Annotated in this window: 25 protein-coding genes and 1 pseudogene; 2 read left to right on the forward strand and 24 right to left on the reverse strand. The window is 59.4% G+C overall.

Annotated elements, in window-relative coordinates; translation table 11 throughout:
- From rplN to rplB, 10 genes and pseudogenes are all read right to left on the reverse strand, one after another.
- Window positions 1-369, reverse strand: a complete 369-nt coding sequence (rplN, locus tag ETW23_RS17755; RefSeq protein WP_027257350.1) for a 50S ribosomal protein L14 — start codon at window positions 367-369, stop codon at window positions 1-3.
- 100 nt (window positions 370-469) lie between these two features.
- Entirely contained in the window at window positions 470-700 is a 231-nt protein-coding gene (gene rpsQ / locus ETW23_RS17760) for a 30S ribosomal protein S17 (RefSeq protein WP_024088546.1), read from the reverse strand.
- An 11-nt stretch (window positions 701-711) separates the two neighbouring features.
- Window positions 712-912: a 50S ribosomal protein L29 gene (gene rpmC / locus ETW23_RS17765; protein ID WP_024088545.1), complete on the reverse strand. Its 201-nt coding sequence runs from the start codon at window positions 910-912 to the stop codon at window positions 712-714.
- 223 nt (window positions 913-1,135) lie between these two features.
- Window positions 1,136-2,178: pseudogene (locus ETW23_RS17770) on the reverse strand (succinylglutamate desuccinylase/aspartoacylase family protein).
- A gap of 132 nt (window positions 2,179-2,310) precedes the next feature.
- Window positions 2,311-2,931, reverse strand: coding sequence for a TIGR02466 family protein (locus ETW23_RS17775; RefSeq protein WP_129372220.1), 621 nt, complete (start codon window positions 2,929-2,931; stop codon window positions 2,311-2,313).
- A gap of 240 nt (window positions 2,932-3,171) precedes the next feature.
- Window positions 3,172-3,585 (reverse strand): 50S ribosomal protein L16, encoded by a 414-nt coding sequence (gene rplP, locus ETW23_RS17780; protein ID WP_024088541.1) that lies wholly within the window; start codon window positions 3,583-3,585, stop codon window positions 3,172-3,174.
- A 12-nt stretch (window positions 3,586-3,597) separates the two neighbouring features.
- Entirely contained in the window at window positions 3,598-4,308 is a 711-nt protein-coding gene (gene rpsC, locus ETW23_RS17785; RefSeq protein WP_044008297.1) for a 30S ribosomal protein S3, read from the reverse strand.
- Entirely contained in the window at window positions 4,308-4,688 is a 381-nt protein-coding gene (gene rplV, locus ETW23_RS17790; RefSeq protein WP_024088540.1) for a 50S ribosomal protein L22, read from the reverse strand. The genes rpsC and rplV overlap by 1 nt, the downstream gene beginning before the upstream one ends.
- Window positions 4,689-4,691: 3 nt before the next feature.
- Window positions 4,692-4,970 (reverse strand): 30S ribosomal protein S19, encoded by a 279-nt coding sequence (rpsS, locus tag ETW23_RS17795; RefSeq protein ID WP_024088539.1) that lies wholly within the window; start codon window positions 4,968-4,970, stop codon window positions 4,692-4,694.
- A 3-nt stretch (window positions 4,971-4,973) separates the two neighbouring features.
- Window positions 4,974-5,816 (reverse strand): 50S ribosomal protein L2, encoded by an 843-nt coding sequence (gene rplB, locus ETW23_RS17800; protein ID WP_129372221.1) that lies wholly within the window; start codon window positions 5,814-5,816, stop codon window positions 4,974-4,976.
- Between the two features lie 360 nt (window positions 5,817-6,176).
- Here rplB and ETW23_RS17805 point away from each other — a divergent pair, with 360 nt between their 5' ends.
- A complete protein-coding gene (locus ETW23_RS17805) occupies window positions 6,177-7,022 on the forward strand; it encodes a hypothetical protein (protein ID WP_134830797.1) in 846 nt (281 codons plus the stop codon).
- 298 nt (window positions 7,023-7,320) lie between these two features.
- Here ETW23_RS17805 and ETW23_RS17810 read toward each other — a convergent pair whose 3' ends face one another.
- From ETW23_RS17810 to rpsL, 10 genes are all read right to left on the reverse strand, one after another.
- Entirely contained in the window at window positions 7,321-7,836 is a 516-nt protein-coding gene (locus ETW23_RS17810; RefSeq protein WP_247676990.1) for a hypothetical protein, read from the reverse strand.
- Window positions 7,837-8,083: 247 nt separating this feature from the next.
- Window positions 8,084-8,380, reverse strand: a complete 297-nt coding sequence (locus tag ETW23_RS17815) for a 50S ribosomal protein L23 (protein WP_024088533.1) — start codon at window positions 8,378-8,380, stop codon at window positions 8,084-8,086.
- Window positions 8,377-8,994: a 50S ribosomal protein L4 gene (rplD, locus tag ETW23_RS17820; RefSeq protein ID WP_129372224.1), complete on the reverse strand. Its 618-nt coding sequence runs from the start codon at window positions 8,992-8,994 to the stop codon at window positions 8,377-8,379. Before rplD ends, ETW23_RS17815 begins: the two co-directional genes overlap by 4 nt.
- Window positions 8,991-9,716, reverse strand: a complete 726-nt coding sequence (rplC, locus tag ETW23_RS17825) for a 50S ribosomal protein L3 (RefSeq protein WP_027257340.1) — start codon at window positions 9,714-9,716, stop codon at window positions 8,991-8,993. The genes rplD and rplC overlap by 4 nt, the downstream gene beginning before the upstream one ends.
- Window positions 9,717-9,734: 18 nt before the next feature.
- Entirely contained in the window at window positions 9,735-10,049 is a 315-nt protein-coding gene (gene rpsJ, locus ETW23_RS17830) for a 30S ribosomal protein S10 (RefSeq protein WP_019298501.1), read from the reverse strand.
- A 236-nt stretch (window positions 10,050-10,285) separates the two neighbouring features.
- Window positions 10,286-10,885 carry a hypothetical protein gene (locus ETW23_RS17835; RefSeq protein WP_134830798.1) on the reverse strand — a complete coding sequence of 200 codons (600 nt, stop codon included), beginning with the start codon at window positions 10,883-10,885 and terminating at the stop codon, window positions 10,286-10,288.
- A gap of 386 nt (window positions 10,886-11,271) precedes the next feature.
- Window positions 11,272-12,447: an elongation factor Tu gene (tuf, locus tag ETW23_RS17840; RefSeq protein WP_072503619.1), complete on the reverse strand. Its 1,176-nt coding sequence runs from the start codon at window positions 12,445-12,447 to the stop codon at window positions 11,272-11,274.
- A 63-nt stretch (window positions 12,448-12,510) separates the two neighbouring features.
- On the reverse strand, window positions 12,511-14,628 hold the full coding sequence (gene fusA / locus ETW23_RS17845; RefSeq protein WP_129372227.1) for an elongation factor G: 2,118 nt from the start codon (window positions 14,626-14,628) through the stop codon (window positions 12,511-12,513).
- 18 nt (window positions 14,629-14,646) lie between these two features.
- A complete protein-coding gene (gene rpsG, locus ETW23_RS17850; RefSeq protein WP_027257337.1) occupies window positions 14,647-15,117 on the reverse strand; it encodes a 30S ribosomal protein S7 in 471 nt (156 codons plus the stop codon).
- Between the two features lie 15 nt (window positions 15,118-15,132).
- Window positions 15,133-15,504: a 30S ribosomal protein S12 gene (rpsL, locus tag ETW23_RS17855; protein ID WP_008204009.1), complete on the reverse strand. Its 372-nt coding sequence runs from the start codon at window positions 15,502-15,504 to the stop codon at window positions 15,133-15,135.
- 386 nt (window positions 15,505-15,890) lie between these two features.
- Between rpsL and ETW23_RS17860 the strand changes: the two genes are divergently transcribed.
- Window positions 15,891-16,697 (forward strand): putative rhamnosyl transferase, encoded by an 807-nt coding sequence (locus ETW23_RS17860; protein WP_134830799.1) that lies wholly within the window; start codon window positions 15,891-15,893, stop codon window positions 16,695-16,697.
- 23 nt (window positions 16,698-16,720) lie between these two features.
- On the opposite strand, the gene ETW23_RS17865 is transcribed toward ETW23_RS17860, so the two are convergent.
- The 4 genes from ETW23_RS17865 to rplL form a co-directional block, all read right to left on the reverse strand.
- Window positions 16,721-17,536: a glycosyltransferase gene (locus tag ETW23_RS17865; protein WP_134830800.1), complete on the reverse strand. Its 816-nt coding sequence runs from the start codon at window positions 17,534-17,536 to the stop codon at window positions 16,721-16,723.
- Window positions 17,537-17,667: 131 nt separating this feature from the next.
- Window positions 17,668-21,912 (reverse strand): DNA-directed RNA polymerase subunit beta', encoded by a 4,245-nt coding sequence (gene rpoC / locus ETW23_RS17870; protein ID WP_129372230.1) that lies wholly within the window; start codon window positions 21,910-21,912, stop codon window positions 17,668-17,670.
- 52 nt (window positions 21,913-21,964) lie between these two features.
- A complete protein-coding gene (rpoB, locus tag ETW23_RS17875; protein WP_129372231.1) occupies window positions 21,965-26,098 on the reverse strand; it encodes a DNA-directed RNA polymerase subunit beta in 4,134 nt (1,377 codons plus the stop codon).
- 246 nt (window positions 26,099-26,344) lie between these two features.
- Window positions 26,345-26,716, reverse strand: coding sequence for a 50S ribosomal protein L7/L12 (rplL, locus tag ETW23_RS17880; RefSeq protein WP_129372232.1), 372 nt, complete (start codon window positions 26,714-26,716; stop codon window positions 26,345-26,347).
- Window positions 26,717-26,762 lie beyond the last annotated feature (46 nt).

The raw sequence follows: 26,762 nt of genomic DNA on the forward strand, positions 1-26,762 counted from the left end.
TTACAGCACCTCCGGAGCAAGCGAGATGATCTTCATGAAGTTTTTCGCGCGCAGTTCACGAACAACCGGGCCAAAGATCCGGGTACCGACCGGCTCATTGTTGGTGTTCAGGATGACGGCTGCGTTCCGGTCGAACCGGATTGCAGTGCCGTCTTCGCGGCGGACTTCTTTGGCGGTGCGTACGACAACGGCCTTGCGGACGTCGCCTTTTTTCACGCGGCCGCGCGGGATGGCTTCCTTGACCGAAACGACAATGATGTCGCCTACGGATGCGTATTTACGCTTGGAGCCACCCAGAACCTTGATGCACTGAACTCGGCGGGCGCCGGAGTTGTCAGCAACATCCAGATTTGTTTGCATCTGGATCATGTGGTTTCTCCCGACCTATGGGGCGCCGATGCGTGGCGTGATCCCCCAGGGTTTCGACTTTGCTTTTCAGCCCAGTCGCCAGGAGTCTCGGATGAGACTCTTAGGCTTCCAGAACTTCCCAGCGTTTCGTTTTCGATTTCGGCGCGCATTCGATGATGCGTACAGAGTCGCCGACCTTGAAAGCGTTCTTTTCATCGTGAGCCCGGTATTTCTTGGACTTACGGATGGTTTTCTTCAGAACCGGATGCGTGAAGCGGCGTTCAACCGAGACAGTTACGGTCTGGGCGTTGGCATCGCTGGTCACGGTGCCAGTGAGAATACGTTTGGGCATCGTGTCGCTCCTTATTCAGCTGCTGCAGCAGCTTTTTCGTTCAGGATGGTCTTCACTTTGGCAGCGTTGCGGCGGGCCGCTTTGATGCCTGCAGTGTTTTCCAGCTGACCGGTCGCCTGCTGAAAGCGCAGGTTGAAGCTCTCTTTTTTCAGGGATGCGAGGGCATCGCGGAGTTCATCCACGGTTTTGTCGCGCAGATCATTGGCGTTCATCGCCTTTGTTCCTTGTCCAAAGCACCAGAAGGCCCCGATGGGTAACCTTTGACCTGGTGGGTTATGTCAACCGCGCCAAAGACGCGGCAAAAAAGAATCACCCGGCCCAAATCCAAGGCGGATAAGGGACAGGCGATGGGTCCCTATAGAGGAGACAGGGTGCAGGGGCAAGGGAAAGATCGGAGATACGCCGCAAGCCCGTCCGACCAGCGGCGGCGGCGGTTCAGATGATCTCATCCTCGTCGAACATCGCCGCGTCCTCCAGCTGCGCATGCAGGCTCTCGATGCGGCTTTCGGCCTCTACCGGCGTCGCCACCCTGGCAATGTGGAACAGGGCGTCGCCCTCATTCACGATCGGCATATTGGCACGGCCGATGATCAGGCCCGCCTGGCCTGCCTGCAGCTCTTCTTCGTGTTCGCCAAAGGGATCGGAAACAACCCCCAGCACATCGCCCTCCTCGACCATTTCACCGGTGGTCTTGTAGGTCCGCAGCAACCCGCCGGCGGGCGCGCGCTCCCAGCTGCTGCTGCCCGCCCGGACCGGCACCACCTCGGCCAGCGGCACGCCATCCCCGGGATCATGTCCAGCGCGTGCATCACCCGCAGGATGCCGGCAACCCCCACCCGCGCGGACTGCTCGTCGAACCTAAGGCCCTCGCCGGCCTCATACAGCAGGACATCGACCCCGCGCGCCTGCGCCTCCTTGCGCAGGGAACCGTCGCGCAGCCCGGAGCGGATCACCACCGGCGCGCCAAAGGCATCGGCATAGGCCAGGGTCTCCTGCGCCTTCGGCGACACCCGGATCTGCGGCATATTGGTGCGGTGGATGGCGGCAGAATGCAGGTCGATACCCAGATCGCAGCGATCCACCACTTCGGTCATGAACAGATGCGCCAGGCGGCTGGCCAGCGAACCGCCGCCGCTGCCTGGGAAACAGCGGTTCAGGTCGCGCCGGTCCGGCAGATAACGGGAGTGGTTCAAAAACCCGAAGGTGTTGACGATCGGCACCACGATCAGCGTGCCCTTCAAGCGCGAAAACTTGCGGCTGCGCAGCAGGCGGCGGGCAATTTCCACCCCGATCACCTCATCGCCATGAATGGCCGCCGAGACAAACAGGGTTGGCCCGTCCTTCGCCCCGTGGATCACATGTGCGGACATGGTTACCGGTGTATGATCCGACAGCACGCTCACTGGCAGGTCCACCGTGCGGCGGGTGCCGGGCGGAATGTCGAAGCCGCCGATTTCAAAGTCAGGACGGGTCGCCATGGCAAAGCCTTTCAATGAGATACTCTCAACAGGCTTAGCAAGTTTTCCGCGTTACGCAATTGCACCGGTCCAGGTCAGCGCTCTGCCCGTTCGCAGGCGAAACCCTCACCGGAGCGTTTCAGGGAAGCCTGGTTACTCCCACTTGTAATTAAAACTGACCGAGATCCGCTCTTCCTCGGCCATATTCAGCGGCACTTCGTGGCGGATAAAGCTTTCCCACAACAGCACATCCCCCACCGCGGGCGACTGGTAGACAAAGGTCCGCAGCTCCTGACGGCAGTCCTTCACCCGCGGCGGATGCGCCATCATCATCGCATGGCGCGGGTCCTCCAGCTTCAACGCCGAGGCGCCCTCGGGCATCGACACATAGGTGGTGCCGGAAATCACCGAATGCGGATGGATGTGGCTTGCATGGGTCCCGCCCTCAGGCAGAATGTTGATCCACAGATCCTCTAGCACCAGTGCGCGCCCGTCCAGATCCAGCTCCAGATCCTTGGCAAATGCCGCCACATGCAGATCCAGCGATTTCACCAGATCGGCAAAGATGGGAAACCGCCAGGGCAGATCGGTGAGCGAGGCGTAAGAGGTATAGCCGGGATAGCCGTTCTCCTCGCACCAATCCTGCCCGGCATCGTCATCACCGGCGATGACAAGACAGGAGTTTTCCATTTCCTGCGCGTCAATAGATGGTCCGTGTTCGGACAATTGCGCGCGGTAGAGGCGGGTCGCAAAAAGCGATTCAATCTGGGCCATAGCGCCGTCTTAGCGCAGCACTCCTGCCTTGGCGAGATGCTTCCTGCAGCTTCTTTCTGGTTGCAAATACCCCGGGGGAGCCGCCAAGGGCGGCGGGGGCAGCGCCCCAACGGACGGCCACAACGAAAGACCCCCGCCGATCACTCAGCGGGGGTCTTTGATTTTTTCAAAAACCGGCCGCGCTCTCATCGCTTTTGCAGGCAAAAGCAACTGTTGCGCAGGCGGCGGCAAGGCCGCCGTTTACCAGTCTTCGCGAACCACGACGCGGGTCTTGACCGGCAGTTTCATCGCTGCCAGGCGCAGGGCCTCGCGGGCGACTTCGTCGGTGACGCCGTCGATCTCGAACATCACGCGGCCAGGCTTAACCTTGGCGGCCCAGTAATCCACGGAACCTTTACCTTTACCCATACGGACTTCGGTCGGCTTCGAGGTCACCGGAGTGTCCGGGAAGATACGGATCCAGACACGGCCCTGGCGTTTCATGTGCCGGGTCATGGCGCGGCGGGCAGCCTCAATCTGGCGTGCAGTCACACGCTCAGGAGTGGTTGCCTTCAGGCCATAGGTGCCGAAGTTCAGGTCGGAACCGCCTTTTGCCAGGCCGTGGATCCGGCCTTTGTGCATTTTGCGGAATTTAGTGCGCTTTGGCTGAAGCATCTCAAATCCTCCTTAGCGACGGCCGCCACCGGCACCGCGAGGTGCTGGGCCGTCCTGGATTTCTTGTGCTTTACGGTCACGTGCCGAAGGATCGTGCTCCATGATCTCGCCTTTGAAGATCCAGACCTTGATCCCGATGATCCCATAAGGGGTCACCGCTTCGGTGGGTGCGTAATCGATGTCGGCACGCAGGGTGTGCAGCGGCACGCGGCCTTCGCGGTACCATTCGGTACGGGCGATTTCAGCACCGCCCAGACGGCCGGCGACGTTCACCCGGATACCCAGGGCACCCATGCGCATGGCGTTCTGCACGGCACGTTTCATCGCGCGGCGGAAGGACACACGGCGTTCCAGCTGCTGAGCGATGGACTCGCCGACCAGAGCAGCGTCGAGTTCCGGCTTGCGGACTTCAACGATGTTCAGGTGCAGCTCGCTGTCGGTCATCGAAGCCAGCTTCTTGCGAAGCACTTCGATATCCGCGCCTTTTTTACCGATGATCACGCCCGGACGCGCGGTGTGAATGGTCACACGACACTTCTTGTGGGGGCGTTCGATGATCACACGGGCGATGCCCGCCTGCTTGCACTCGGTTTTGATGAACTCGCGGATTTTCAGGTCCTCGAGCAGCAGATCACCGTAGTCTTTGGTGTCGGCATACCAGCGGCTGTCCCAGGTGCGGTTCACCTGCAGGCGCATGCCGATCGGATTGACTTTATGACCCATTAGGCTTGCTCCTCAACTTGACGCACCTTGATGGTGATCTCCGCAAACGGCTTCAGGATTTTGCCGAACCGGCCACGGGCACGCGGACGGCCGCGCTTCATGGTCAGGTTTTTGCCGACCCACGCCTCGGCGACGACCAGTTCATCGACGTCCAGGTTGTGGTTGTTTTCCGCGTTTGCGATGGCGGACTGAAGGCATTTCTTCACGTCCTGAGCAATCCGCTTGTTGGAGAATGTCAGGTCGGTCAGCGCCTTCTCGACTTTCTTGCCACGGATCATCTGAGCCACCAGGTTCAGTTTCTGCGGCGAGGTACGGAGCATGCGCAGTTTTGCCATTGCTTCGTTGTCTGCCACGCGGCGGGGATTCTTTTCCTTACCCATGACTTACTTCCGCTTCGCTTTTTTGTCAGCGGCATGGCCATAATAGGTGCGGGTCGGCGAGTATTCACCGAACTTCTGACCGATCATGTCTTCCGAGACGTTGACTGGGATGTGCTTTTTGCCGTTGTAGACACCAAAGGTCAGACCGACAAACTGCGGCAGGATGGTGGAACGGCGCGACCAGATCTTGATCACTTCATTGCGGCCCGACTCACGCGCTGCTTCGGCCTTTTTCAGGACATAAGCATCAACGAAGGGGCCTTTCCATACGGAACGTGCCATGGATTAGCGGCCTTTCTTCTTGGCGTGGCGCGAGCGGACGATAAGCTTCTGCGACGCCTTGTTTTTGTTGCGGGTCCGTTTGCCCTTGGTCGGTTTACCCCAGGGGGTCACCGGGTGGCGGCCACCGGAGGTCCGGCCTTCACCACCGCCGTGGGGGTGGTCGATCGGGTTCATAACCACACCACGCACCGAAGGACGCTTGCCCTTGTGGCGCATACGGCCGGCTTTACCGAAGTTCTGGTTCGAGTTGTCGGGGTTCGACACGGCACCGATGGTGGCCATGCATTCCTGACGCACCAGACGCAGCTCACCCGAGGACAGGCGGATCTGAGCGTAACCGCCGTCACGGCCAACGAACTGAGCGTAAGTACCGGCTGCACGGGCGATCTGGCCGCCTTTGCCGGGCTTCATTTCGATGTTGTGAACGATGGTACCGATCGGCATGCCCGAGAACGGCATTGCGTTGCCCGGCTTGATGTCAGCCTTCGCCGCAGCGATGACCTTGTCGCCGACTGCCAGACGCTGCGGTGCCAGGATATAGGCCTGCTCGCCGTCTTCGTATTTGATCAGCGCGATGAATGCGGTCCGGTTCGGGTCGTATTCGATCCGTTCAACGGTGGCCGCGACATCAAATTTGTTCCGTTTGAAGTCAACGATCCGGTAGAGACGCTTTGCGCCGCCGCCGCGGCGGCGTGAAGTAATCCGTCCGGTGTTGTTCCGGCCGCCCGATTTGGTCAGACCCTCAGTGAGAGATTTGACCGGACGCCCTTTCCAAAGCTCCGAACGGTCGATCAGAACCAGCCCACGCTGGCCCGGCGTCGTCGGCTTATACGACTTAAGTGCCATGCTTTCTGTCTTCCGTTTAGCGTGCAGGCCCTTAGGTTTTTGTCTTTGGACCCGCTATGTGTTAGCCCCCGCCCGGTTGTCTCCTTTGGAGACGCCCTACTAGGGTTGCCTGAGATATAGGGCCCGAAGGTCCCAAAGTTGATGCATCCTGACAAACGTAACAACCCCGGAACGAATCCGGGGTCTGCAGGATTGGTGCGGCTTAGCAGAGGTGTTTGGGAGTGTCTAGGGGCAAGCCATCTCTTAGCAACTCGAACTTACAAATCGTAAGTTTCCAGGCGGCTTTGAAAATCAACCAAGAGTGGTTCTCCCGGTTGGCAAATAGAGGTATCAAACCAAAGCTATAAAAAGGATTTTGCCATGACCAGCCCAGAACCAGGCAGAAGGTTCTCCTTAAACTACATTTCTCACCCAGAACTCTTGCCGGACAGCATGAGAATGCGCCGACGCTTGGGGCACCTTTACTTTAAGCACTGCGACGGAGCAAAGCTTAAGTCGCGATTGAACAGAGAACTTGGGACGACCCTCGGCAATGCTGATTCGGGCACAGAATCTTACTGGCCGAGAGCGATGGGTTCAGTCGAGCTTCGCGACGTCTTAGATGCTGTAACCATTACCAATGATTACATCATTGATACTTTCTACGACAATTCAGAGCGATCTGCCTCTTTCCTGGGCGACGTTCAAAAAATCTTTCAAGAGGAACGCGTTCGCTATTTTGTAGATGACCAAGGTGGTGTTCACCTCGCTGTAGATGCAGCCTTCGAGCAAACGCGCATTTCTACAGTTCAAGCTCTAACTTCAAGCAGATATACTGCTGTTCGCAAGTCACTCGAGGACGCCTATACGGCTTTAGATCAAATTCCCCCAGATGGGAAAACAGCGCTTAGGCAAGTCTTCTTCGCCAATGAAAGCTTGTTTCGGCTTATTTTTCCAAAAGCACATCAGCTTGGAAAGAGTGAGCTACAAAAGAACCTCAAGCCCGCAGTTGATCAAAAATACTCCGGACAAACTCCTGCAGTTTATGCCGCACAAAAACAACTGGCACAATACACTGAGTGGGTAGCAGGCGCGCACTTTTATAGGCACGAACCTGGAAGCGAAGAGCCAAGCCAACCTCCATTGGAAATGGCCATTCACTTTGTCACGTCGGGAACTGCTTGGCTTCGCTGGCTTCAAAGTTTCGACAATATCGGAACAACATAGCCACCAGACCTTAAGTATTCTAATCGTGCCAGCGCCGTCCCGCGGGGTGGCGCTCTCAACGTGGCGTAGGCCACTTTATCCCGGCCAAATCCGCGCACATCACCGACGCGCACATCACCAGCCAAAGCGCCGCCCCATGGGGGCGGGTCATGCCGGAGGCATGCTTTCAGCATGACGCTGGCGCGGCGGCCTGCGGCCTTGATCCCGCGCCGGGGAACTTTCCGCTCCTGCAGCACTTCGGGGGCGGATTACGCCGGAGGCATAATTTCAGCATAACGCTGGCACGCCCGGCAGCGCCCTATTGCGCCTCAAGAAAACGGCTGGCGTCCAGAATGGTCTCGGTCAGCCCAGCAAAGAAGCCGGGAAAACTGATATCCACCAGCCCTACTGATGCCGCGCCGTCATCGTCCGCCGTGTCCTGGCTGGTATTCACCGCAAACTTGCCCCCCGGCGCATTCAGCAACTCCCGGTAGCTCGCCCCCTTGCCGTGCTTCAAAACATTGATCACCAGATAATACTGATGGACCCTCTCGGCGAGGGCGGCCTGCCCGGACTGCGACAGCAGGGCTGTCAATTTCCGTGAAAACGGTCCGCGCTTAAAATGGTGCTGCATCCGCGCCTCGAACAGAGTGAAGATATCGACCGCTTCCGCCTCCAGCGCCACCGTAGCCGCGCGCAGCTCCTCGGCTTGGCCGGCCGATGCAGCCGGCCCGCCGTCAGGGGACTGTGCCGCCATGATGCGATCCTCAAGCGTCTTGGCATTGGCCCGCGCCGCCGCGACCAGTTCAGGCAAACTCTGTGAAGGTCCCATCATTCATTCTCCTTAAGGCACCCTCTCCCATACGCTATAACGCCAGGAATGATAGTGCCGGGGCGTCGTTTTTGAACGCCGCCCGTTGCGCAGGCAGCGCACGCGGGGCTTCGCGGATCTTAACCGCCAGCGGCTATTAATCAGCGGACGGAATGCACCAAGGAAGCCGCCATGCAGACATGCCTGCCCCGCACATACGCAAAAGGCCCCGCTGTCGCGAGGGCCTTCCAAAGTCTCAAAGAGGCGAATCTCAGAGTCCGGTGGACACGTCGATTGTGTTGCCCTCTTCCAGGGTCACATAGGCTTTTTTGACGTCTTTGCGACGGCCCATCTGGCCGCGGAACCGCTTGACCTTGCCTTTGGTGATGGTGGTGTTGACCGCCTTCACCTTGACGCCAAAGAGAGCTTCAACAGCTTCTTTGATCATCGGCTTGTTCGAGTCGATTGCCACCTCAAAGACCACTGCGCCGTTTTCGGACGCCATGGTGGTTTTCTCGGTGATGATCGGCTTGCGGACCACGTCGTAGTGTTCTGCTTTCGCGCTCATTTCAGGCGAGCCTCCAGTGCTTCGACACCTGCTTTGGTGATCACCAGGATGTCACGCTTCAGGATGTCATAGACGTTTGCGCCCATTGTCGGCAGGATATCCAGGCCTTCAATGTTGCGCGACGCTTTCAGGAAGTCTTCGTTGACCGAAGAACCGTCGATGACCAGCGCGCGTTTCCAGCCCAGGTTTTTCACCTGTTTGGCCAGAGCCGCGGTTTTGCCTTCGGAGGCTGCATCCTCGATGATGACCAGCTCGCCCGCTTTTGCCTTAGCGGACAGCGCGTGGCGCAGACCCAGCTTGCGGAACTTCTTGGTCAGATCGTGGCCGTGCGAACGGACAACCGGGCCCTTGTAGATACCGCCTTTGCGGAAGATCGGCGCGTTACGGTCACCGTGGCGTGCGCCGCCGGTGCCCTTCTGGCGATAGATCTTCTTGGTCGAATAGGAGGTTTCCGAGCGGGTCTTCACCTTGTGGGTGCCCTGCTGCGCGTTGTTGCGCTGCCAGCGGACCACACGGTGCAGGATGTCCGCACGCGGCTCCAGGCCGAACAAGTCTTCGGACAGCTCGATGTCGCCGGACTTGCCGCCGTCGAGTTTGATCACGTCAAGTTTCATGCTTCACCACCTTCCGCGGGGGCTTCAACAGCCGGTGCATCGGTTGCAGCCGCTTTCAGACCAGCCGGGAACGGCAGACCTTCGGGCGCTTTCTTCTTCACGGCGTCCTTGACGGTAACCCAGCCGGATTTCGGGCCGGGAACGGCGCCTTTGATGAAGACCAGGCCGCGATCGGCGTCGGTTTTCACCACTTCCAGGTTCTGGGTGGTCACGCGGGCAGCGCCCATGTGGCCGGCCATCTTCTTGCCTTTGAAGACTTTGCCCGGATCCTGACACTGACCGGTCGAACCATGCGAACGGTGCGAGATCGACACACCGTGCGTGGCGCGCAGGCCGCCGAAGTTGTGCCGCTTCATGGCACCGGCGAAACCTTTACCGATCGAGGTGCCGGTGACGTCCACTTTCTGGCCAGCCAGGAAATGTTCGGCCGAAATTTCGGCGCCGACTTCGATCAGGGCGTCTGCGGGCACGCGGAATTCCACGAGCTTGCGCTTCGGCGCAACCTTGGCTGCTGCGAAGTGGCCGCGCATGGCTTGCGACGTGCGCTTTGCCTTGGCGGAACCAGCACCGAGCTGAACGGCGGTGTAGCCGTCTTTGTCATCGGTGCGCTGCGCAACAACCTGCAGGCCGTCCAGCGACAGAACGGTCACAGGGATCTGCTTGCCGTCTTCCAGGAACAGCCGGGTCATGCCGACTTTCTTTGCGATAATACCAGAGCGCATATTCATTACCCTCCGATCTTACGACTGCAGCTTGATTTCGACGTCCACACCAGCGGCGAGGTCGAGCTTCATCAGCGCGTCCACGGTCTGGGGGGTCGGATCAACGATGTCGAGAAGACGCTTGTGCGTCCGGATTTCGAACTGATCGCGGGATTTCTTGTCAACGTGGGGGCCACGCAGAACAGTGAATTTCTCGATCTTGTTCGGCATCGGGATCGGGCCACGAACCTGAGCGCCGGTGCGCTTGGCTGTGTTGACGATTTCCTGGGTGCTGGCATCCAGCACGCGGTAATCGAATGCCTTCAGCCGAATGCGAATGTTTTGGCTTTGCATTACATCTGCCTTTATTGAGGCGTTGAGGTTGAGAGGAGGGCCTGCGACCACCGCCGAACCCTCATCGAACCCAAAAGGCGGGAATCACCCCGCCCCTATCCGCACATAGCGAACCTGCGCGCTATACGCTTGATGAAGCAATGTGGCAAGGGGTTTCGCGGCGAAACGGTTGCGTTTGGGGCGGACGGTGCGTTTGGGGCTTGTTTACTGTCGGTTCTCTCAGAAATGTACTAGCGTCACACAAGCTTAGCACACGTCTCGATTGAGCGGCACGCCAACTCCAAAGCAAGCTTCGTCTTATCTGAGATTGTCTTGTCTGAATACCTTTTAGGTTTCACAAGATCCATGATGCAGAATCTAGAATTCCCAAGCGCTGTACCCTTGAAGGAATCCAGTAGAATCAGAGAACCAATGTTAGCAATTCTTTGAGCCAATTCCGGCTTTTGTGTTGCCCAAACTAAGTGTAGGTGGCTCTGACCCTTTTCAAAGGTGCGGAACCAAGGATCGACTTTTAGCTCAATGTCGAAATTCGGAACCGAGTAAACCCTTTGTTGATCAACCACTTCAATCTGCTTGGCCTTCCCAAACTTAGCGATGAAGTTCTCATAGGCAGCTTTGTTGTACTTGCGTTCCGCTTCTTTGCTGGGCGTGCCTAAAATGTCTTCGATTTCTTCTGGAGTAGAGCCTTCGATATGGCAATGGATGGCCTTCTTCAAAGACCAGTGAAAATTGTGACCGCCGCCTGGATTGTTCAACATCGCATCAAGTGCACTTACCAGTTCGACCTGATCGAAGTGGCAAAGCTTGATGAAGGTTTGCAGGCGCATTGTGAGCATTAGACTCTCCCTTTAGGTGCAGCACAATAACACCCCCAAACAAAACGGCAAGTAATGGAAACTTGGTTTCTTGGTGTCGCTGGATGAGTGAATTTAGCTTGGAAATTCAAAAACTTCGCCTGGACGCCCCGCGTTCGGGCCGCGCCCGGCCAGCCCGGAGGGCGGGCGCGATTGCATCGCTCCCGGAGCTAACGCTCCCTGCGGCCTCAAAAGCTCCACCGGAGCTTTTGCAAGACGGCCTTCGGCCCCTGGCCGGTCCCTGCCCTGTTCCAGCGTCAGCGCATAGAAAAAGGGCCGCTCGATTGAGCGGCCCTTTCGCAGAACATTACCGGTGTGGCTCCCGGCGATTTTCTAGCGAAAACCGCCTGCCGCCACTGTTTCCAAAATTACTCGGTAATTTTGGAAACGACGCCGGCGCCGACGGTGCGGCCGCCTTCGCGGATGGCGAAACGCAGGCCGTTTTCCATTGCGATCGGCGCGATCAGCTCAACGTCGAACTTCAGGTTGTCGCCGGGCATAACCATCTCGGTGCCCTCGGGAAGGGTCACGGTGCCGGTCACGTCGGTGGTGCGGAAGTAGAACTGCGGACGGTAGTTCGCAAAGAACGGCGTGTGACGGCCGCCTTCTTCCTTGGTCAGGATATAGGCTTCGGCTTCGAACTTGGTGTGCGGGTTCACCGATTTCGGGGCGCACAGAACCTGGCCGCGCTCAACGCCGTCACGGTCGATGCCGCGCAGCAGGGCGCCGATGTTGTCGCCGGCTTCACCGCGGTCCAGCAGCTTGCGGAACATTTCAACACCGGTGCAGGTGGTGGTTTTGGTGTCGCGGATACCAACGATTTCGATCGAATCGCCAACGTTGATCACGCCGCGCTCAACCCGGCCGGTCACAACGGTGCCGCGGCCAGAGATCGAGAACACGTCTTCAACCGGCATCAGGAACGGCTGGTCAACAGCACGCGCCGGGGTCGGGATGTACTCGTCCACAGCGGCCATCAGCTCTTTGATCTTCTCTTCGCCGATTTCAGGCTTGTTGCCTTCCATTGCGGCCAGAGCCGAACCCGCGATGATCGGGATATCGTCGCCCGGGTAGTCGTAGGACGACAGCAGCTCGCGGATTTCCATCTCGACCAGCTCAAGCAGTTCTTCGTCGTCGACCTGGTCGACTTTGTTCATGAACACGACCATGTGCGGGATGCCGACCTGGCGGCCCAGCAGGATGTGCTCGCGGGTCTGCGGCATCGGGCCGTCAGCTGCGTTCACAACCAGGATCGCGCCGTCCATCTGCGCCGCGCCGGTGATCATGTTTTTCACATAGTCAGCGTGGCCGGGGCAGTCGACGTGGGCGTAGTGGCGGCCTTCGGTCTCATACTCGACGTGGGCGGTCGAGATGGTGATGCCGCGGGCTTTTTCTTCCGGTGCGCCGTCGATCTGGTCGTAGGCTTTGAAGTCACCGAAGTATTTGGTGATTGCTGCGGTCAGCGTGGTTTTGCCGTGGTCAACGTGGCCGATGGTGCCGATGTTGACGTGCGGTTTTGTGCGTTCGAACTTTTCCTTAGCCATGATGGCCTCCTATTGTTTCGAGAGGAGCCCGCAGCGGATGCGAACCCCTCAATTTTTTGACGCTTACGCGAATTTCGCCTGGATCTCTTCCGAGATGTTCTGCGGAACCGGTTCGTAGTGGTCGAACTGCATGGTGAACTGGGCGCGGCCCGAGCTCATCGAACGCAGGGTGTTGATGTAGCCGAACATGTTCGCCAGAGGCACAAACGCGTCGATTGCGATTGCGTTGCCGCGGTTCTCCTGGCCGGACACCTGGCCCCGGCGCGAGGTCAGATCGCCGATGATACCGCCGGTATAGTCTTCCGGGGTGATCACTTCGACTTTCATCACCGGCTCGAGCAGTTTCGCACCAGCCTTGCGCATACCTTCACGCATGCCCATGCGGGCCGCGATTTCAAAGGCCAGAACCGAGGAGTCCACATCGTGGAACTTACCGTCGATCAGGGCAACCTTGAAGTCGATCACGGGGAAGCCTGCCAGCGGGCCGCTATCCATGACGGACTTGATGCCTTTTTCGACGCCCGGAATGTATTCCTTCGGAACCGCACCGCCGACGATGCGGGATTCGAAGGAGTAGCCTTCGCCCGGCTCTGTCGGCGAGATGATCAGTTTCACCTCGGCGAACTGGCCCGAACCACCCGACTGTTTCTTGTGGGTGTAGGAATGCTCGACCTCTTTGGAGATGGTCTCGCGGTAGGCAACCTGCGGCGCACCGATGTTGGCTTCGACCTTGAATTCACGCTTGAGACGGTCAACCAGGATGTCCAGGTGAAGTTCGCCCATGCCCTTCATGATGGTCTGACCGGACTCGATGTCGGTCTCCACACGGAAGGACGGATCTTCAGCAGCAAGACGCTGCAGACCCTGGGACATTTTCTCCTGGTCGGCCTTAGTCTTGGGCTCAACCGCGATTTCGATAACCGGATCCGGGAAGGTCATGGTTTCCAGCACGACCGGATCGTTGACAGCGCAGATGGTGTCACCGGTGGTGGTGTCTTTCAGACCTGCCAGCGCGATGATGTCGCCCGCGAACGCTTCCGTGATTTCCTCACGGTTGTTCGAGTGCATCATCATCATCCGGCCAACGCGCTCTTTCTTGCCTTTGGTCGAGTTCAAGAGCGTGTCGCCCTTGTTCAGGACACCGGAATAGATCCGGGTAAAGGTCAGCGAGCCGACAAAGGGGTCGTTCATGATTTTGAACGCCAGGCCGGAGAAGGCCATGCTGTCGTCCGCACGGCGGGCGATGTCACGGACTTCTTCTTCGTCACCGGGTTTGAAGCCCATGTAATCAACAACGTCCAGCGGGCTGGGCAGATAGTCGATCACAGCGTTCAGCAGCGGCTGCACGCCTTTGTTCTTGAACGCAGAACCGCCCAGAACCGGCACAAAGGCCATTTCCAGCGTGCCCTTGCGCAGCAGTTTGCGCAGGGTCGGCACGTCGGGCTCTTCGCCTTCCAGGTAAGCTTCCATGGCGTCGTCGTCCATTTCGACGGCCGCCTCGATCATCTTACCGCGCCATTCGTCAGCCATGTCTTTCAGGCTGTCGCGGATCGGTGCTTTGATCCACGATGCGCCAAGGTCTTCGCCCTGCCACAGCCATTCTTCCATGTTGACCAGGTCAACCAGGCCTTCCAGCTCGGTTTCGGCGCCGATCGGCACACCAACCGGAACCGCGCGGGCGCCGGTGCGGTCTTCGATCATTTCAACGCAGTTGAAGAAGTCAGCGCCGATCTTGTCCATCTTGTTGACGAACACCATGCGCGGAACCTTGTAGCGGTCAGCCTGACGCCACACGGTTTCGGTCTGCGGCTCAACACCGGCGTTGGCGTCCAGAACACAGACAGCACCGTCGAGAACCGCCAGCGAACGCTCAACTTCGATGGTGAAGTCAACGTGGCCGGGGGTGTCGATGATGTTCAGGCGGTGCTTGGGCGAGTCAGCGGTTTCACCGTCTTCGGTGCGTTCCCAGAAGGTGGTGGTCGCAGCCGAAGTGATGGTGATGCCGCGTTCCTGCTCCTGCTCCATCCAGTCCATGGTGGCTGCACCGTCGTGCACCTCACCGATGTTGTGGGATTTGCCGGTGTAATACAGGATGCGCTCGGAGCAGGTGGTTTTACCTGCATCGATGTGCGCCATGATACCGAAGTTACGGTACAGTTCTAGCGGATAGTCGCGTGCCATAGGTCTAGGTCCTCCGGCTTACCAGCGGTAATGGCTGAAGGCTTTGTTCGCCTCGGCCATCTTGTGGGTGTCTTCGCGCTTTTTCACTGCGGTGCCACGGGACTGGACAGCGTCCATCAGCTCGCCTGCAAGGCGCTCTTCCATGGTGTTTTCGTTGCGCTTGCGCGCAGCAGTGATCAGCCAGCGGATTGCCAGTGCTTCACGGCGCTCGGGGCGGACTTCAACCGGCACCTGGTAGGTGGCACCGCCCACACGGCGCGAACGGACTTCGACCGAGGGTTTGATGTTGTCGAGAGCTTCGTGGAACACTTCAACCGGAGCGCGCTTGATTTTGCCTTCAACGCGGTCAAAGGCGTTGTAGACGATACGCTCTGCGACCGACTTCTTGCCGTCGATCATCAGGTTGTTCATGAATTTGGTCAGAACGCGGTCGCCGAACTTGGCGTCGGGCAGGACTTCGCGTTTTTCGGCGGCGTGACGACGTGACATATCAGCCTCTCCTTCTTACTTAGGACGCTTGGCGCCGTACTTCGAACGGCGTTGTTTACGGTCTTTAACGCCCTGGGTATCCAGAACACCGCGCAGGATGTGGTAACGGACACCCGGAAGGTCTTTTACCCGGCCGCCACGGATCAGAACCACAGAGTGCTCCTGAAGGTTGTGGCTTTCACCGGGGATGTAGGAGATCACTTCGAAACCGTTGGTCAGGCGGACCTTCGCAACTTTCCGCATAGCGGAGTTCGGTTTCTTCGGTGTGGTGGTGTACACGCGGGTGCAGACGCCGCGCTTCTGCGGGCACTGCTCGAGGTGCTGGGACTTCGAAACTTTGCGTTTCGGCTGACGCGGCTTGCGGATCAGCTGCTGGATCGTTGGCATTCAGGTTTTCCCCGTTTTCGCAACACTGTCATGCACGCCGGCGCGTGCGGGTGATTTCGCTGCACTTGTGCGTCCACAAGCGCAAAAACCGCAATCGCTCCCATTCCGAGGTGAGACGACGCGGTGAGGTTACAGAGGGCCCGGGTGGTAAAAGTGCCCAAGCCTTGAGCCACTGCAATTTTGAATTCGGCTTTCGAAGAATACACTCCGGGTGCCGGATAAGCGCGCGTATATGGGGAGTCGCCAAGGTTGTCAACAGCAGGCGGGGGCCGCCCTGCCGCCGGCAGGTCCGCATGCGTGTCCGCGCGCCCTGCCCGCCCTTGCCCGCGGCACGGCTGAGCGGCATAGTCGCGGCGGCAGCGCTTTAGTATAAGACGGATTTCAGAATGCAAGTCATCGGATTGTGCCGGTTTTCCTATCCGGCCATCGGCGGGTTCCAAGTAGAGCATGAAACGATTGAGGAGCGGATTGCCTATCTCTATGCCGAAGCCCGGATGGAGGAGCGGTTCCGGCTGCTGGAAACCGTCGCGCTGCCCTGCCTGCGGGAGCAGACCGACCAGGATTTCGACCTGATCATGGTGATCGGCGACAGCCTGCCGCAGGTTCACCGCGACCGGCTGCAGGATCTGATCGCGGACATACCGCAAATCCAGCTTCACGCAGAGCCGCCGCGCAGGCATCGCGAGGTGATGAAAGATCTTCTGAACGGTGCAAGGCGGAAACCCGGCCAGCCCTGCCTGCAATTCAGGTTCGACGATGATGACGCGGTGGCAACGGAATTTGTCGAGCGCCTGCGGGACACCGCAAAAGACTGCGCCAAGCTGTTTGCCAAATCCGCCTCGGCTGCGATTGATTTCAACCGGGGCTATGTCGCGGAGTTCGGCCCGGACGGCATTTCAGCGGCACCAACCGTCCGGCCCTATTTCACCGCAGCCCTTGGCATGCATGTGGCAGCGGGCAGCCGCAAAACGATAATGAACTTTGCCCATCACCGTATTCACCACCACATGCCGTCTGTCACCATTACCGACGTCCCCATGTGGGTCCGCAGCCACAACCGGTTCAATGACTCCCGGCAAGACGGCGCCGCAGCCGTTGACGTCGCACCGCTGACGGGCAAGCTGGAAGCAGAATTTGCAACGGTCTTTGGTCTGCGGGCAGCCAAGGTGCGGGCGGCATTCAAGCCGCGCTAAACCTGCCGCGGCCAGGCGGGCAGCTACGGCAGCAAGGCCTTGAGGCGCGCCGGTGTGAAGCCGAAATGCTCGTTCAGCGCGTCTTCGATCTGGCGGGCGGGCCATTTCCGGGTCAGCCCCATCTGCGCCGGATCCGATTTATTGTCGCCATGAATGGTCCGCAGGAAGGCGGGCACCGAAATGTCGGAAAACGTATTGTAATGCTGCGCAATTTTGCGGTGGTTGAACGCATAGGGGTTGGCCCGGTGATCCGCCGGAGCAACCAGCGACAGGCCGGTGGACAACGGCGACCGCTCGCAGGTGTCATACAGCTCGGCGCCTTTGGCGGTTTTTTCCAGATACAGGCCACGGTTATGGGCGATGATAAACGGCGTCTGGCCTTCGCCCTGCAACGGGATCATGCCGCGGGCAAAGCCCTTGGTGCGTTTGACGAAATTCCGGTCCAACGCATCATCATCATCCAGCCGGAACAGAACATGATGGGTGGCGCGCCGTAAATTCACCAGGCCAAAAGCGTCCTTCAGCTGCTGGTAATGCGAGTCCGGCGCCGCACCGTGGCAGAAGATGTTGCTGTAAGGCTCTGTCAGTTCCAGCAGCCGTTCCAGATAGGGAGCAGGCAAGTCTTGCGAGGTCAGAACGATCAGCCGGAAACTCGGGTCGCTTTGCTGTGTCAGCGACCGCAGGCACAAATGTTCAAACAGCCGGAAGCGCAATTCCATCCGTTCGGGCGAGAACAGATGTGCTGCCTTTTCCTCCAAACTATTGAACCGCTCTGAATAATAATTCGTGCTGAGCACGGAAAACCGCACCAGTCCAATCATCCGCAGCCTGATGTCCATCACCGTCCCCTGCCTGCCGCCATGTTGCCCGGTGTAATCCCGCGCCCGGCTGACGATAGCTGCGGTTGCGGAAATGAAAAAGCCCCCGCATGAAACCATGCGGGGGCTTTCCTGAAGGTATGAGCCGTGGCTTAGTCGCGGCTTTCCGGGGTTTCGACCAGGATATCCAGATCGTCGCCGCCCATCGCGTCTTCGTCCATCACCGGTGCGGCCAGGGCTGCAGCGGCTTCGGCTTCTTCGCGGCGGGCTTCCAGAACCACGTTGTCGCGGCCCTGGGCAATGGCGCGCACTGCCTGGGTCGCACCACCGGTGCCGGCCGGGATCAGGCGGCCCACGATGACGTTTTCCTTAAGGCCGACCAGCTTGTCCTTCTTGCCCTGCACCGATGCCTCGGTGAGAACCCGGGTGGTCTCCTGGAAGGAGGCCGCCGAGATGAAGGAGCGGGTCTGCAGCGACGCTTTGGTGATGCCGAGCAGGATCGGTGCGCCTTGAGCCGGACGCTTGCTGCGGGCCAGCGATTTCTCGTTGGCTGCGTCAAACTCCTGCTTGTCCACGTGTTCGCCTTTGAGCAGCGTGGTGTCGCCGGAGTCGGAGATCTCCCACTTCTGCAGCATCTGGCGGACGATCACCTCGATGTGCTTGTCGTTGATCTTCACACCCTGCAGGCGGTAGACGTCCTGAACCTCGTCGATCATGTAGTTGGCCAGAGCCTCGACACCCATGATGGACAGGATGTCATGCGGCGCCGGGTTGCCGTCCATGATGTAGTCGCCCTTCTGGACAAAGTCACCTTCCTGAACAGGAATGTGCTTACCCTTGGGCACCATGTATTCGACGGCATCCCGCGACTCGTCCGACGGTTCGATCGCGATGCGGCGCTTGTTCTTGTAGTCGCGGCCAAAGCGCACGTAACCATCGATTTCGGCGATGATCGCGTGGTCTTTCGGACGACGGGCTTCGAACAGTTCGGCAACGCGCGGCAGACCACCGGTGATGTCCTTGGTCTTGGCGCCTTCACGCGGGATACGCGCAACAACGTCACCAGCCACAACCTGATCGCCATCTTCGACCGAGAGGATCGCATCCACCGACATCGGATAGGTCAGCGGATTGCCAAGGTCGTTGCGCATCGGCTCGCCGTTGCTGTCGACCAGGATGATCTCCGGCTTCAGGTCCGAACCTTTCGGAGCCGTGCGCCAGTCGATCACGATCTTCTGGGTCATGCCGGTGGCTTCGTCGGTCTCGTCACGGACAGCCAGGCCCGAGACCAGGTCCACGTATTTGGCAGTACCCGGCTTTTCGGCGATGATCGGCAGGGTATAGGGGTCCCATTCGAACAGCTTGTCGCCGCGCGCAATGTCCTGACCTTCCTTGACGAACAGCTTGGAACCGTAACCCAGCTTGTGGCTGGCACGTTCTTCGCCGTGTTCGTCCTGAATGATCAGCTTCATGTTGCGGCCCACAACCATGGTCTCGCCGTTGGCGTTCTCCAGGGTCTGCGGCATCTCAAAGACGATCTTGCCTTCCTGGGACGCTTCCTGGAACGACTGCTGGCCACCCTGCGCAACGCCGCCGATGTGGAAGGTCCGCATGGTCAGCTGGGTGCCGGGTTCGCCGATCGACTGCGCCGCGATGATACCCACCGCTTCGCCTTCGTTCACCTTGGTGCCGCGCGCCAGGTCGCGGCCGTAGCACATGGCGCAGACGCCCTCTTCCGACTCACAGGTCAGCGGCGAGCGGATACGGGTCGACTGAACGCCGGCCTCTTCCACGGCATCTGCCATACGTTCGTCGATCAGCTGGCCTGCAGCAATGATGACTTCTTCGGTGCCAGGACGCAGAATGTCGTCTGCAGCCACACGGCCCAGAAGACGTTCGCCCAGGGTCGCGACGACTTCACCATCGTTTACAGCCGCTTCGGCAGTGATCGCACGCTCGGTGCCGCAATCGTTCTCACGCACGATGCAGTCCTGCGCCACGTCCACCAGACGGCGGGTCAGGTAACCCGAGTTCGCCGTCTTAAGCGCGGTATCGGACAGACCCTTACGGGCACCGTGGGTCGAGTTGAAGTACTCGAGAACGGTCAGGCCTTCTTTAAAGTTCGAGATGATCGGAGTCTCGATGATGTCGCCGTTCGGCTTGGCCATCAGGCCGCGCATGCCGCCCAGCTGCTTCATCTGGGTAACCGAGCCACGCGCACCGGAGTGGGCCATCATGTAAACCGAGTTCGGTTCCATGACAGCGCCAGCCTCGTCACGCTTGTCAGCCGAGATGGTGCCCATCATCGCTTCGGTGACCTTGTCGTTACACTTGGACCATGCATCGACCACTTTGTTGTACTTTTCACCCTGAGTGATCAGGCCGTCCATGTACTGCTGTTCAAAGTCCTTCACCTGATCGCGGGTCTCTTCAACCAGCGTCCATTTGGTGTCGGGGATCACCATGTCGTCCTTGCCGAACGAAATGCCTGCCTTGAACGCTTCGCGGAAGCCCATGGTCATGATCTGGTCACAGAAGATAACCGATTCCTTCTGACCGCAGTAGCGGTAGACGGTGTCGATGACCTGCTGCACTTCCTTCTTCCGCAGCAGCCGGTTGACCAGCTCAAACGGGGCTTTGACGTTTTTCGGCAGCAGTGCGCCCAGACGGACACGGCCAGGCGTGGTTTCAAACCGCGACTTAACCTCGTTGCCTTCTTCGTCAAACTGGGTGATCCGGGCGGTGATCTTGGTGTGCATGTGCACAACACCAGCGTCCAGCGCATGCTGAACTTCTTCGATCGAGCCGAACACCATGCCTTCGCCCGGCATGCCTTCGCGTTCCAGGGTCACATAGTAGAGACCCAGGATCATATCCTGCGACGGAACAATGATCGGCGCGCCGTTGGCCGGCGACAGAACGTTGTTGGTGGACATCATCAGGACGCGCGCTTCCAGCTGGGCCTCAAGGCTCAAGGGGACGTGCACAGCCATCTGGTCGCCGTCAAAGTCCGCGTTGAACGCCGAGCAGACCAGCGGGTGCAGCTGGATAGCCTTGCCTTCGATCAGTGTGGGTTCAAACGCCTGGATGCCAAGACGGTGCAGCGTCGGTGCGCGGTTCAGCATCACCGGGTGTTCGCGGATCACCTCGTCGAGGATATCCCAAACCTCGGGACGCTCTTTTTCGACCAGCTTCTTCGCCTGTTTCACGGTGGAGGACAGACCTTTGGCCTCCAGACGCGAATAGATGAAGGGCTTGAACAGCTCCAGCGCCATCTTCTTGGGCAGGCCGCACTGGTGCAGTTTGAGTTCCGGGCCGGTCACAATGACCGAACGGCCGGAGAAGTCGACGCGCTTACCCAAAAGGTTCTGACGGAAGCGGCCCTGCTTGCCTTTCAGCATGTCAGAGAGCGATTTCAACGGACGCTTGTTGGCGCCGGTGATGACGCGGCCGCGGCGGCCGTTGTCGAACAGCGCGTCCACGGATTCCTGCAGCATCCGCTTTTCGTTGCGGACGATGATGTCAGGCGCGCGAAGTTCGATCAGCCGCTTCAGACGGTTGTTCCGGTTGATCACGCGGCGGTACAGGTCGTTCAGGTCGGAGGTCGCAAAGCGGCCGCCGTCCAGCGGCACCAGCGGACGCAGTTCCGGCGGGATGACCGGGATCACGGTCATGATCATCCATTCCGGACGGTTGCCCGATTCCAGGAAGGACTCCACGACTTTCAGACGCTTGATGATCTTCTTGGGCTTCAGTTCGCCGGTCGCTTCGGCCAGTTCGGCGCGCAGCTGCTCGGCTTCGGATTCCAGGTCGATCTGGGCCAGCATGTCACGGATCGCTTCGGCGCCGATGTTGGCGGTGAAAGCGTCCGTGCCGAAGGCATCCTGGGCGTCCATGAACTCTTCTTCAGTCATCATCTGGCCATAGGACAGATCGGTCAGGCCCGGCTCGATGACAACATAGTTTTCAAAGTACAGAACACGTTCCAGGTCGCGCAGGGTCATGTCCAGCATCAGGCCGATGCGCGACGGCAGCGACTTGAGGAACCAGATATGCGCAACGGGTGCGGCCAGTTCGATGTGGCCCATGCGCTCGCGGCGGACTTTTTGCAGGGTGACTTCGACGCCGCATTTTTCGCAAACGACGCCGCGGTACTTCATCCGCTTATATTTGCCGCACAGGCATTCGTAGTCTTTGATCGGGCCGAAGATCCGGGCGCAGAACAGGCCGTCGCGCTCGGGCTTGAAGGTCCGGTAGTTGATGGTCTCGGGCTTTTTGATTTCGCCGTAAGACCACGACAGGATCCGTTCCGGCGACGCCAGCGAGACTTTGATTTCATCAAAGACCTTGGGCGGCGTCAGCGGGTTGAACGGGTTGTTGGTGATTTCCTGGTTCATTTTGATACCTCAAATTCGTGCGGAAGGGAGGAGGGGGTAAGGGCCGCAGCCCTTACTCTTCTTCCGCATCCAGGAGTTCCATGTTCAGGCCGAGGCCGCGGACTTCTTTCACCAGAACGTTGAACGATTCCGGCACGCCCGCTTCATAGTTGTCCTCGCCCTTGACGATCGACTCATAGACCTTGGTCCGGCCGGCGACGTCATCCGATTTCACGGTGAGCATCTCCTGCAGGGTGTAGGCGGCGCCATAAGCTTCGAGAGCCCAGACTTCCATCTCACCAAAGCGCTGACCGCCGAACTGCGCCTTACCGCCCAGCGGCTGCTGGGTAACGAGGCTGTACGGGCCGGTGGAACGCGCGTGGATCTTGTCGTCCACCAGGTGGTGCAGCTTCAGCAGGTACTTGATGCCAACGGTCACCGGACGCGCGAACTGCTCACCGGTGCGGCCGTCGAACAGGATCGACTGGCCGGACTGGTCAAAGCCCGCACGCACCAGGGCGTTGTTGACGTCGTCTTCCTTGGCGCCATCAAAGACCGGAGTCGCAATCGGCACACCGCGGGTCACATTGCCTGCGGCATCCACCAGGGCGGCCTCGGTCATGTTGGCGATGCCTTCGTCATAGACGTCGTCGCCATAGGCGTGGTGCATCGCTTCACGGACCGGGGTCAGATCGCCCGAGCGGCGGTATTCCTGCAGCGCGTCGTCCACCTTGATGCCAAGACCGCGCGCGGCCCAGCCCATGTGGGTTTCAAGGATCTGACCGACGTTCATACGCGACGGAACACCCAGCGGGTTAAGACAGAAATCGACCGGGGTACCATCGGCGAGGAACGGCATGTCCTCCATCGGCACCACTTTCGAGATCACACCTTTGTTGCCGTGACGGCCGGCCATCTTGTCGCCCGGCTGCAGCTTGCGCTTCACGGCAATGAAGACTTTGACCATCTTCATCACACCCGGCGGCAGGTCGTCGCCGCGGCGGACCTTCTCGACCTTGTCCTCGAAACGGGCGTCCAGGGCACGCTTCTGCGCCTCGTACTGCTCGTTCAGGGCCTCGACAACCTGCGCGTCTTTTTCGTCTTCCAGCGCCAGCATCCACCACTGGCCGCGGGACAGGGAGTCCAGCAGCTCTTCGGTGATCTCGGCGCCGGCACGGACGCCTTTCGGGCCTTTGACAGCCACTTTGCCCAGAAGCATGCCGCGCAGACGGGCATAGATGTTGCGGTCCAGGATCGCCAGTTCGTCGTCCCGGTCACGGGCCAGACGTTCGACTTCTTCACGCTCGATCTGCAGCGCACGTTCGTCTTTTTCCACACCGTGGCGGTTGAAGACGCGCACCTCGACCACGGTCCCGTAGTCGCCCGGCTTCACGCGCAGCGAGGTGTCGCGCACGTCAGATGCTTTTTCGCCGAAGATGGCGCGCAGCAGCTTTTCTTCCGGGGTCATCGGGCTTTCGCCCTTGGGCGTGATCTTACCGACCAGAATATCGCCCGGTTCCACATCGGCACCGATGTAAACGATGCCCGCTTCGTCGAGGTTGCGCAGGGCTTCCTCGCCGACGTTGGGGATGTCGCGGGTGATTTCTTCCGGGCCAAGCTTGGTGTCACGTGCGGCGACTTCGAATTCCTCGATGTGAACCGAGGTGAAGACGTCGTCACGCGCGATGCGCTCGGAGATCAGGATGGAGTCTTCGTAGTTGTAGCCGTTCCACGGCATGAACGCGACGACCACGTTTTTGCCCAGAGCCAGTTCGCCCATATCGGTCGACGGACCGTCGGCGATGACTTCGCCCTTGGTCACGGTGTCGCCCACCTTCACCAGCGGACGCTGGTTGATACAGGTGTTCTGGTTCGAACGCTGGAACTTGCGCATCCGGTAGATGTCCACGCCCGCGTCGCCCAGTTCCAGATCGGAGGTGGCACGGATCACGATACGCTGCGCATCAACCTGGTCGATGATACCCGCACGCTTGGCCTGAATGGCCGCGCCGGAGTCGATCGCCACTTTTTCCTCGATGCCGGTGCCGACCAGCGGCGCCTCGGCGCGCAGCAGCGGAACCGCCTGACGCTGCATGTTCGAGCCCATCAGAGCGCGGTTGGCGTCGTCGTTTTCCAGGAACGGGATCAGCGAGGCCGCAACCGATACCAATTGCTTGGGGCTGACGTCGATCAGGTCCACGCTTTCGCGCGGCGCCAGGGTGTAGTCGCCGGACTGACGGGTCGAGACCAGATCATTGATGAACTTGCCGTTCTCATCCAGCGTCGCGTTGGCCTGCGCCACAGTGTGGCGCATTTCCTCGGTCGCGGACATGTAGTGGACTTCGTCGGTCACCTTCGCTTCGTTCACGACGCGATAGGGTGTCTCAATGAAGCCGTACTTGTTCACACGGGCAAAGGTCGCCAGCGAGTTGATCAGACCGATGTTCGGGCCTTCCGGCGTTTCAATCGGGCACATCCGGCCATAGTGGGTCGGATGAACGTCGCGGACTTCAAAGCCTGCGCGCTCGCGGGTCAGACCGCCGGGGCCAAGCGCCGAGAGACGGCGTTTGTGGGTGACTTCCGACAGCGGGTTGGTCTGGTCCATGAACTGCGACAGCTGCGAGGAGCCGAAGAATTCACGCACGGCAGCAGCAGCCGGTTTTGCGTTGATCAGATCCTGCGGCATCACGGTGTCGATCTCGACAGAGGACATACGCTCCTTGATCGCGCGCTCCATGCGCAGCAGACCTACGCGGTACTGGTTTTCCATCAGCTCGCCGACGGACCGCACGCGGCGGTTGCCAAGGTGGTCGATGTCGTCGATATCGCCGCGGCCGTCCCGCAGATCGACCAGCGCCTTGATACAGGCGACGATGTCTTCCTTGCGCAGAGTGCGCTGGGTGTCTTCGGCGTCCAGTGCCAGGCGCATGTTCATCTTCACGCGGCCAACTGCGGACAGGTCGTAACGCTCGCCATCGAAGAACAGGGTGTCGAACAGCGCCGACGCAGCCTCGACGGTGGGCGGCTCGCCCGGGCGCATCACACGGTAGATATCCATCAGCGCGGTGTCGCGGGACCGGTTCTTGTCCTGCGCCATAGTGTTGCGCATGTAGGGGCCGACGTTGACGTTGTCGATGTCCAGCACCGGAATGTCGGTGATGCCGGCATCCAGCAGACCTTTCAGCGAGCCGCCGATCAGTTCGCCGTCTTTGTCGTATTCCAGGGTCAGCTCATCACCGGCTTCGACATAGATCGCGCCGTTTTCTTCGTTGATGATGTCCTGGGAGACATATTTGCCGACGATATGCTCGAAGGGCACCAGAAGCTCGGTGATGGTGCCTTCTTCGATCATCTTCTTGACGGCGCGCGGGGTGACCTTCTTGCCGGCTTCGCAGATGATTTCGCCAGTGGCCGCATCGACCAGGTCATAGGTCGGGCGGGTGCCGCGCACACGTTCCGGGAAGAACGGGGTGACCCAGCCGCGGGACTTTTCAAGCTTGAACTGGACGGTGTCGTAATAGGCGCTCATGATGGCGTCCTGGTCCAGGCCCAGGGCGTACAGCAGAGTGGTCACCGGCAGTTTGCGGCGGCGGTCGATACGGGCAAAGACGATGTCTTTGGCGTCGAATTCGAAATCCAGCCAGGAGCCGCGGTACGGGATGATACGGCAGGCGAACAACAGCTTGCCCGAAGAGTGGGTCTTGCCCTTGTCGTGGTCAAAGAACACGCCCGGCGAACGGTGCATCTGGGACACGATCACACGCTCGGTGCCGTTGACGACAAAGGTGCCGTTCGGGGTCATCAGGGGCATGTCGCCCATGAAGACGTCCTGTTCTTTGATGTCTTTTACCGACTTGGCGCCGGTATCTTCGTCCACATCAAAGACGATCAGGCGCAGGGTGACCTTCAGCGGCGCGCTGTAGGTCATGTCGCGCTGCATGCACTCTTCGACGTCGTATTTCGGCTTTTCAAACGCGTATTTGCCGAACTCCAGGACCGAAGTCTCGTTGAAGTCCTTGATCGGGAAAACCGACTGGAACACACCTTTGATGCCTTCGCCGTCCAGCGGCTCGGCTTCATCGCCAGAGCGCAGGAACAGGTCGTAGGAAGATTTCTGCACCTCAATGAGGTTCGGCATCTCCAGCACTTCGCGGATTTTGCCGTAGTATTTGCGTAGACGTTTCTGGCCAAGGAACGATTGAGCCATGTCAGATGTCACCTTTCGAGTTCTCACCGGTCAAGGATGCCGCCGGGCCCCGGCACCTTGCCCATACGAGACAGCGCGTTCGGATCAATTCATGGCCACCGTCCCGAAGGCAGCCTCCCGATCCTTTGAACTCCGCCTGAAAAAACGCCTCCTCAGAGGCCCTTTCTAAGACAGGTTCGGCTGGGCCCGGAAAACTCCGGACCCAGCCAAATTTCCGATGCATCAGAAATGCACCAGGAGCAGGGCTTAGGCCAGCTCGACTTCGGCGCCAGCTGCTTCCAGCTTGGCTTTGACGTCTTCGGCTTCGTCCTTGGACACGCCTTCTTTGATCTTGCCGCCGGCTTCGACCAGTTCTTTGGCTTCTTTCAGGCCCAGACCGGTCAGACCGCGGACTTCTTTGATCACGTTGATCTTGGAAGCGCCGGCGTTCTTCAGAACGACGTCGAATTCGGTCTTTTCTTCTTCAGCAGCTGCGCCGCCGTCGGCCGCAGCCATGACAACTGCGCCGCCAGCTGCGGGCTCGATGCCGTACTCATCCTTCAGGATGGTTTTCAGTTCTTGTGCTTCCAGCAGGGTCAGACCCACGATGCTTTCTGCGAGTGCTTTCAGATCAGCCATTGTATCAGCTCTTTCCGTTTACAGTATGTGTGTTCCAACGTGCAGG

It is taken from the genome of Leisingera sp. NJS201 (genome assembly GCF_004535885.1).
Taxonomy (GTDB): Bacteria; Pseudomonadota; Alphaproteobacteria; order Rhodobacterales; family Rhodobacteraceae; genus Leisingera.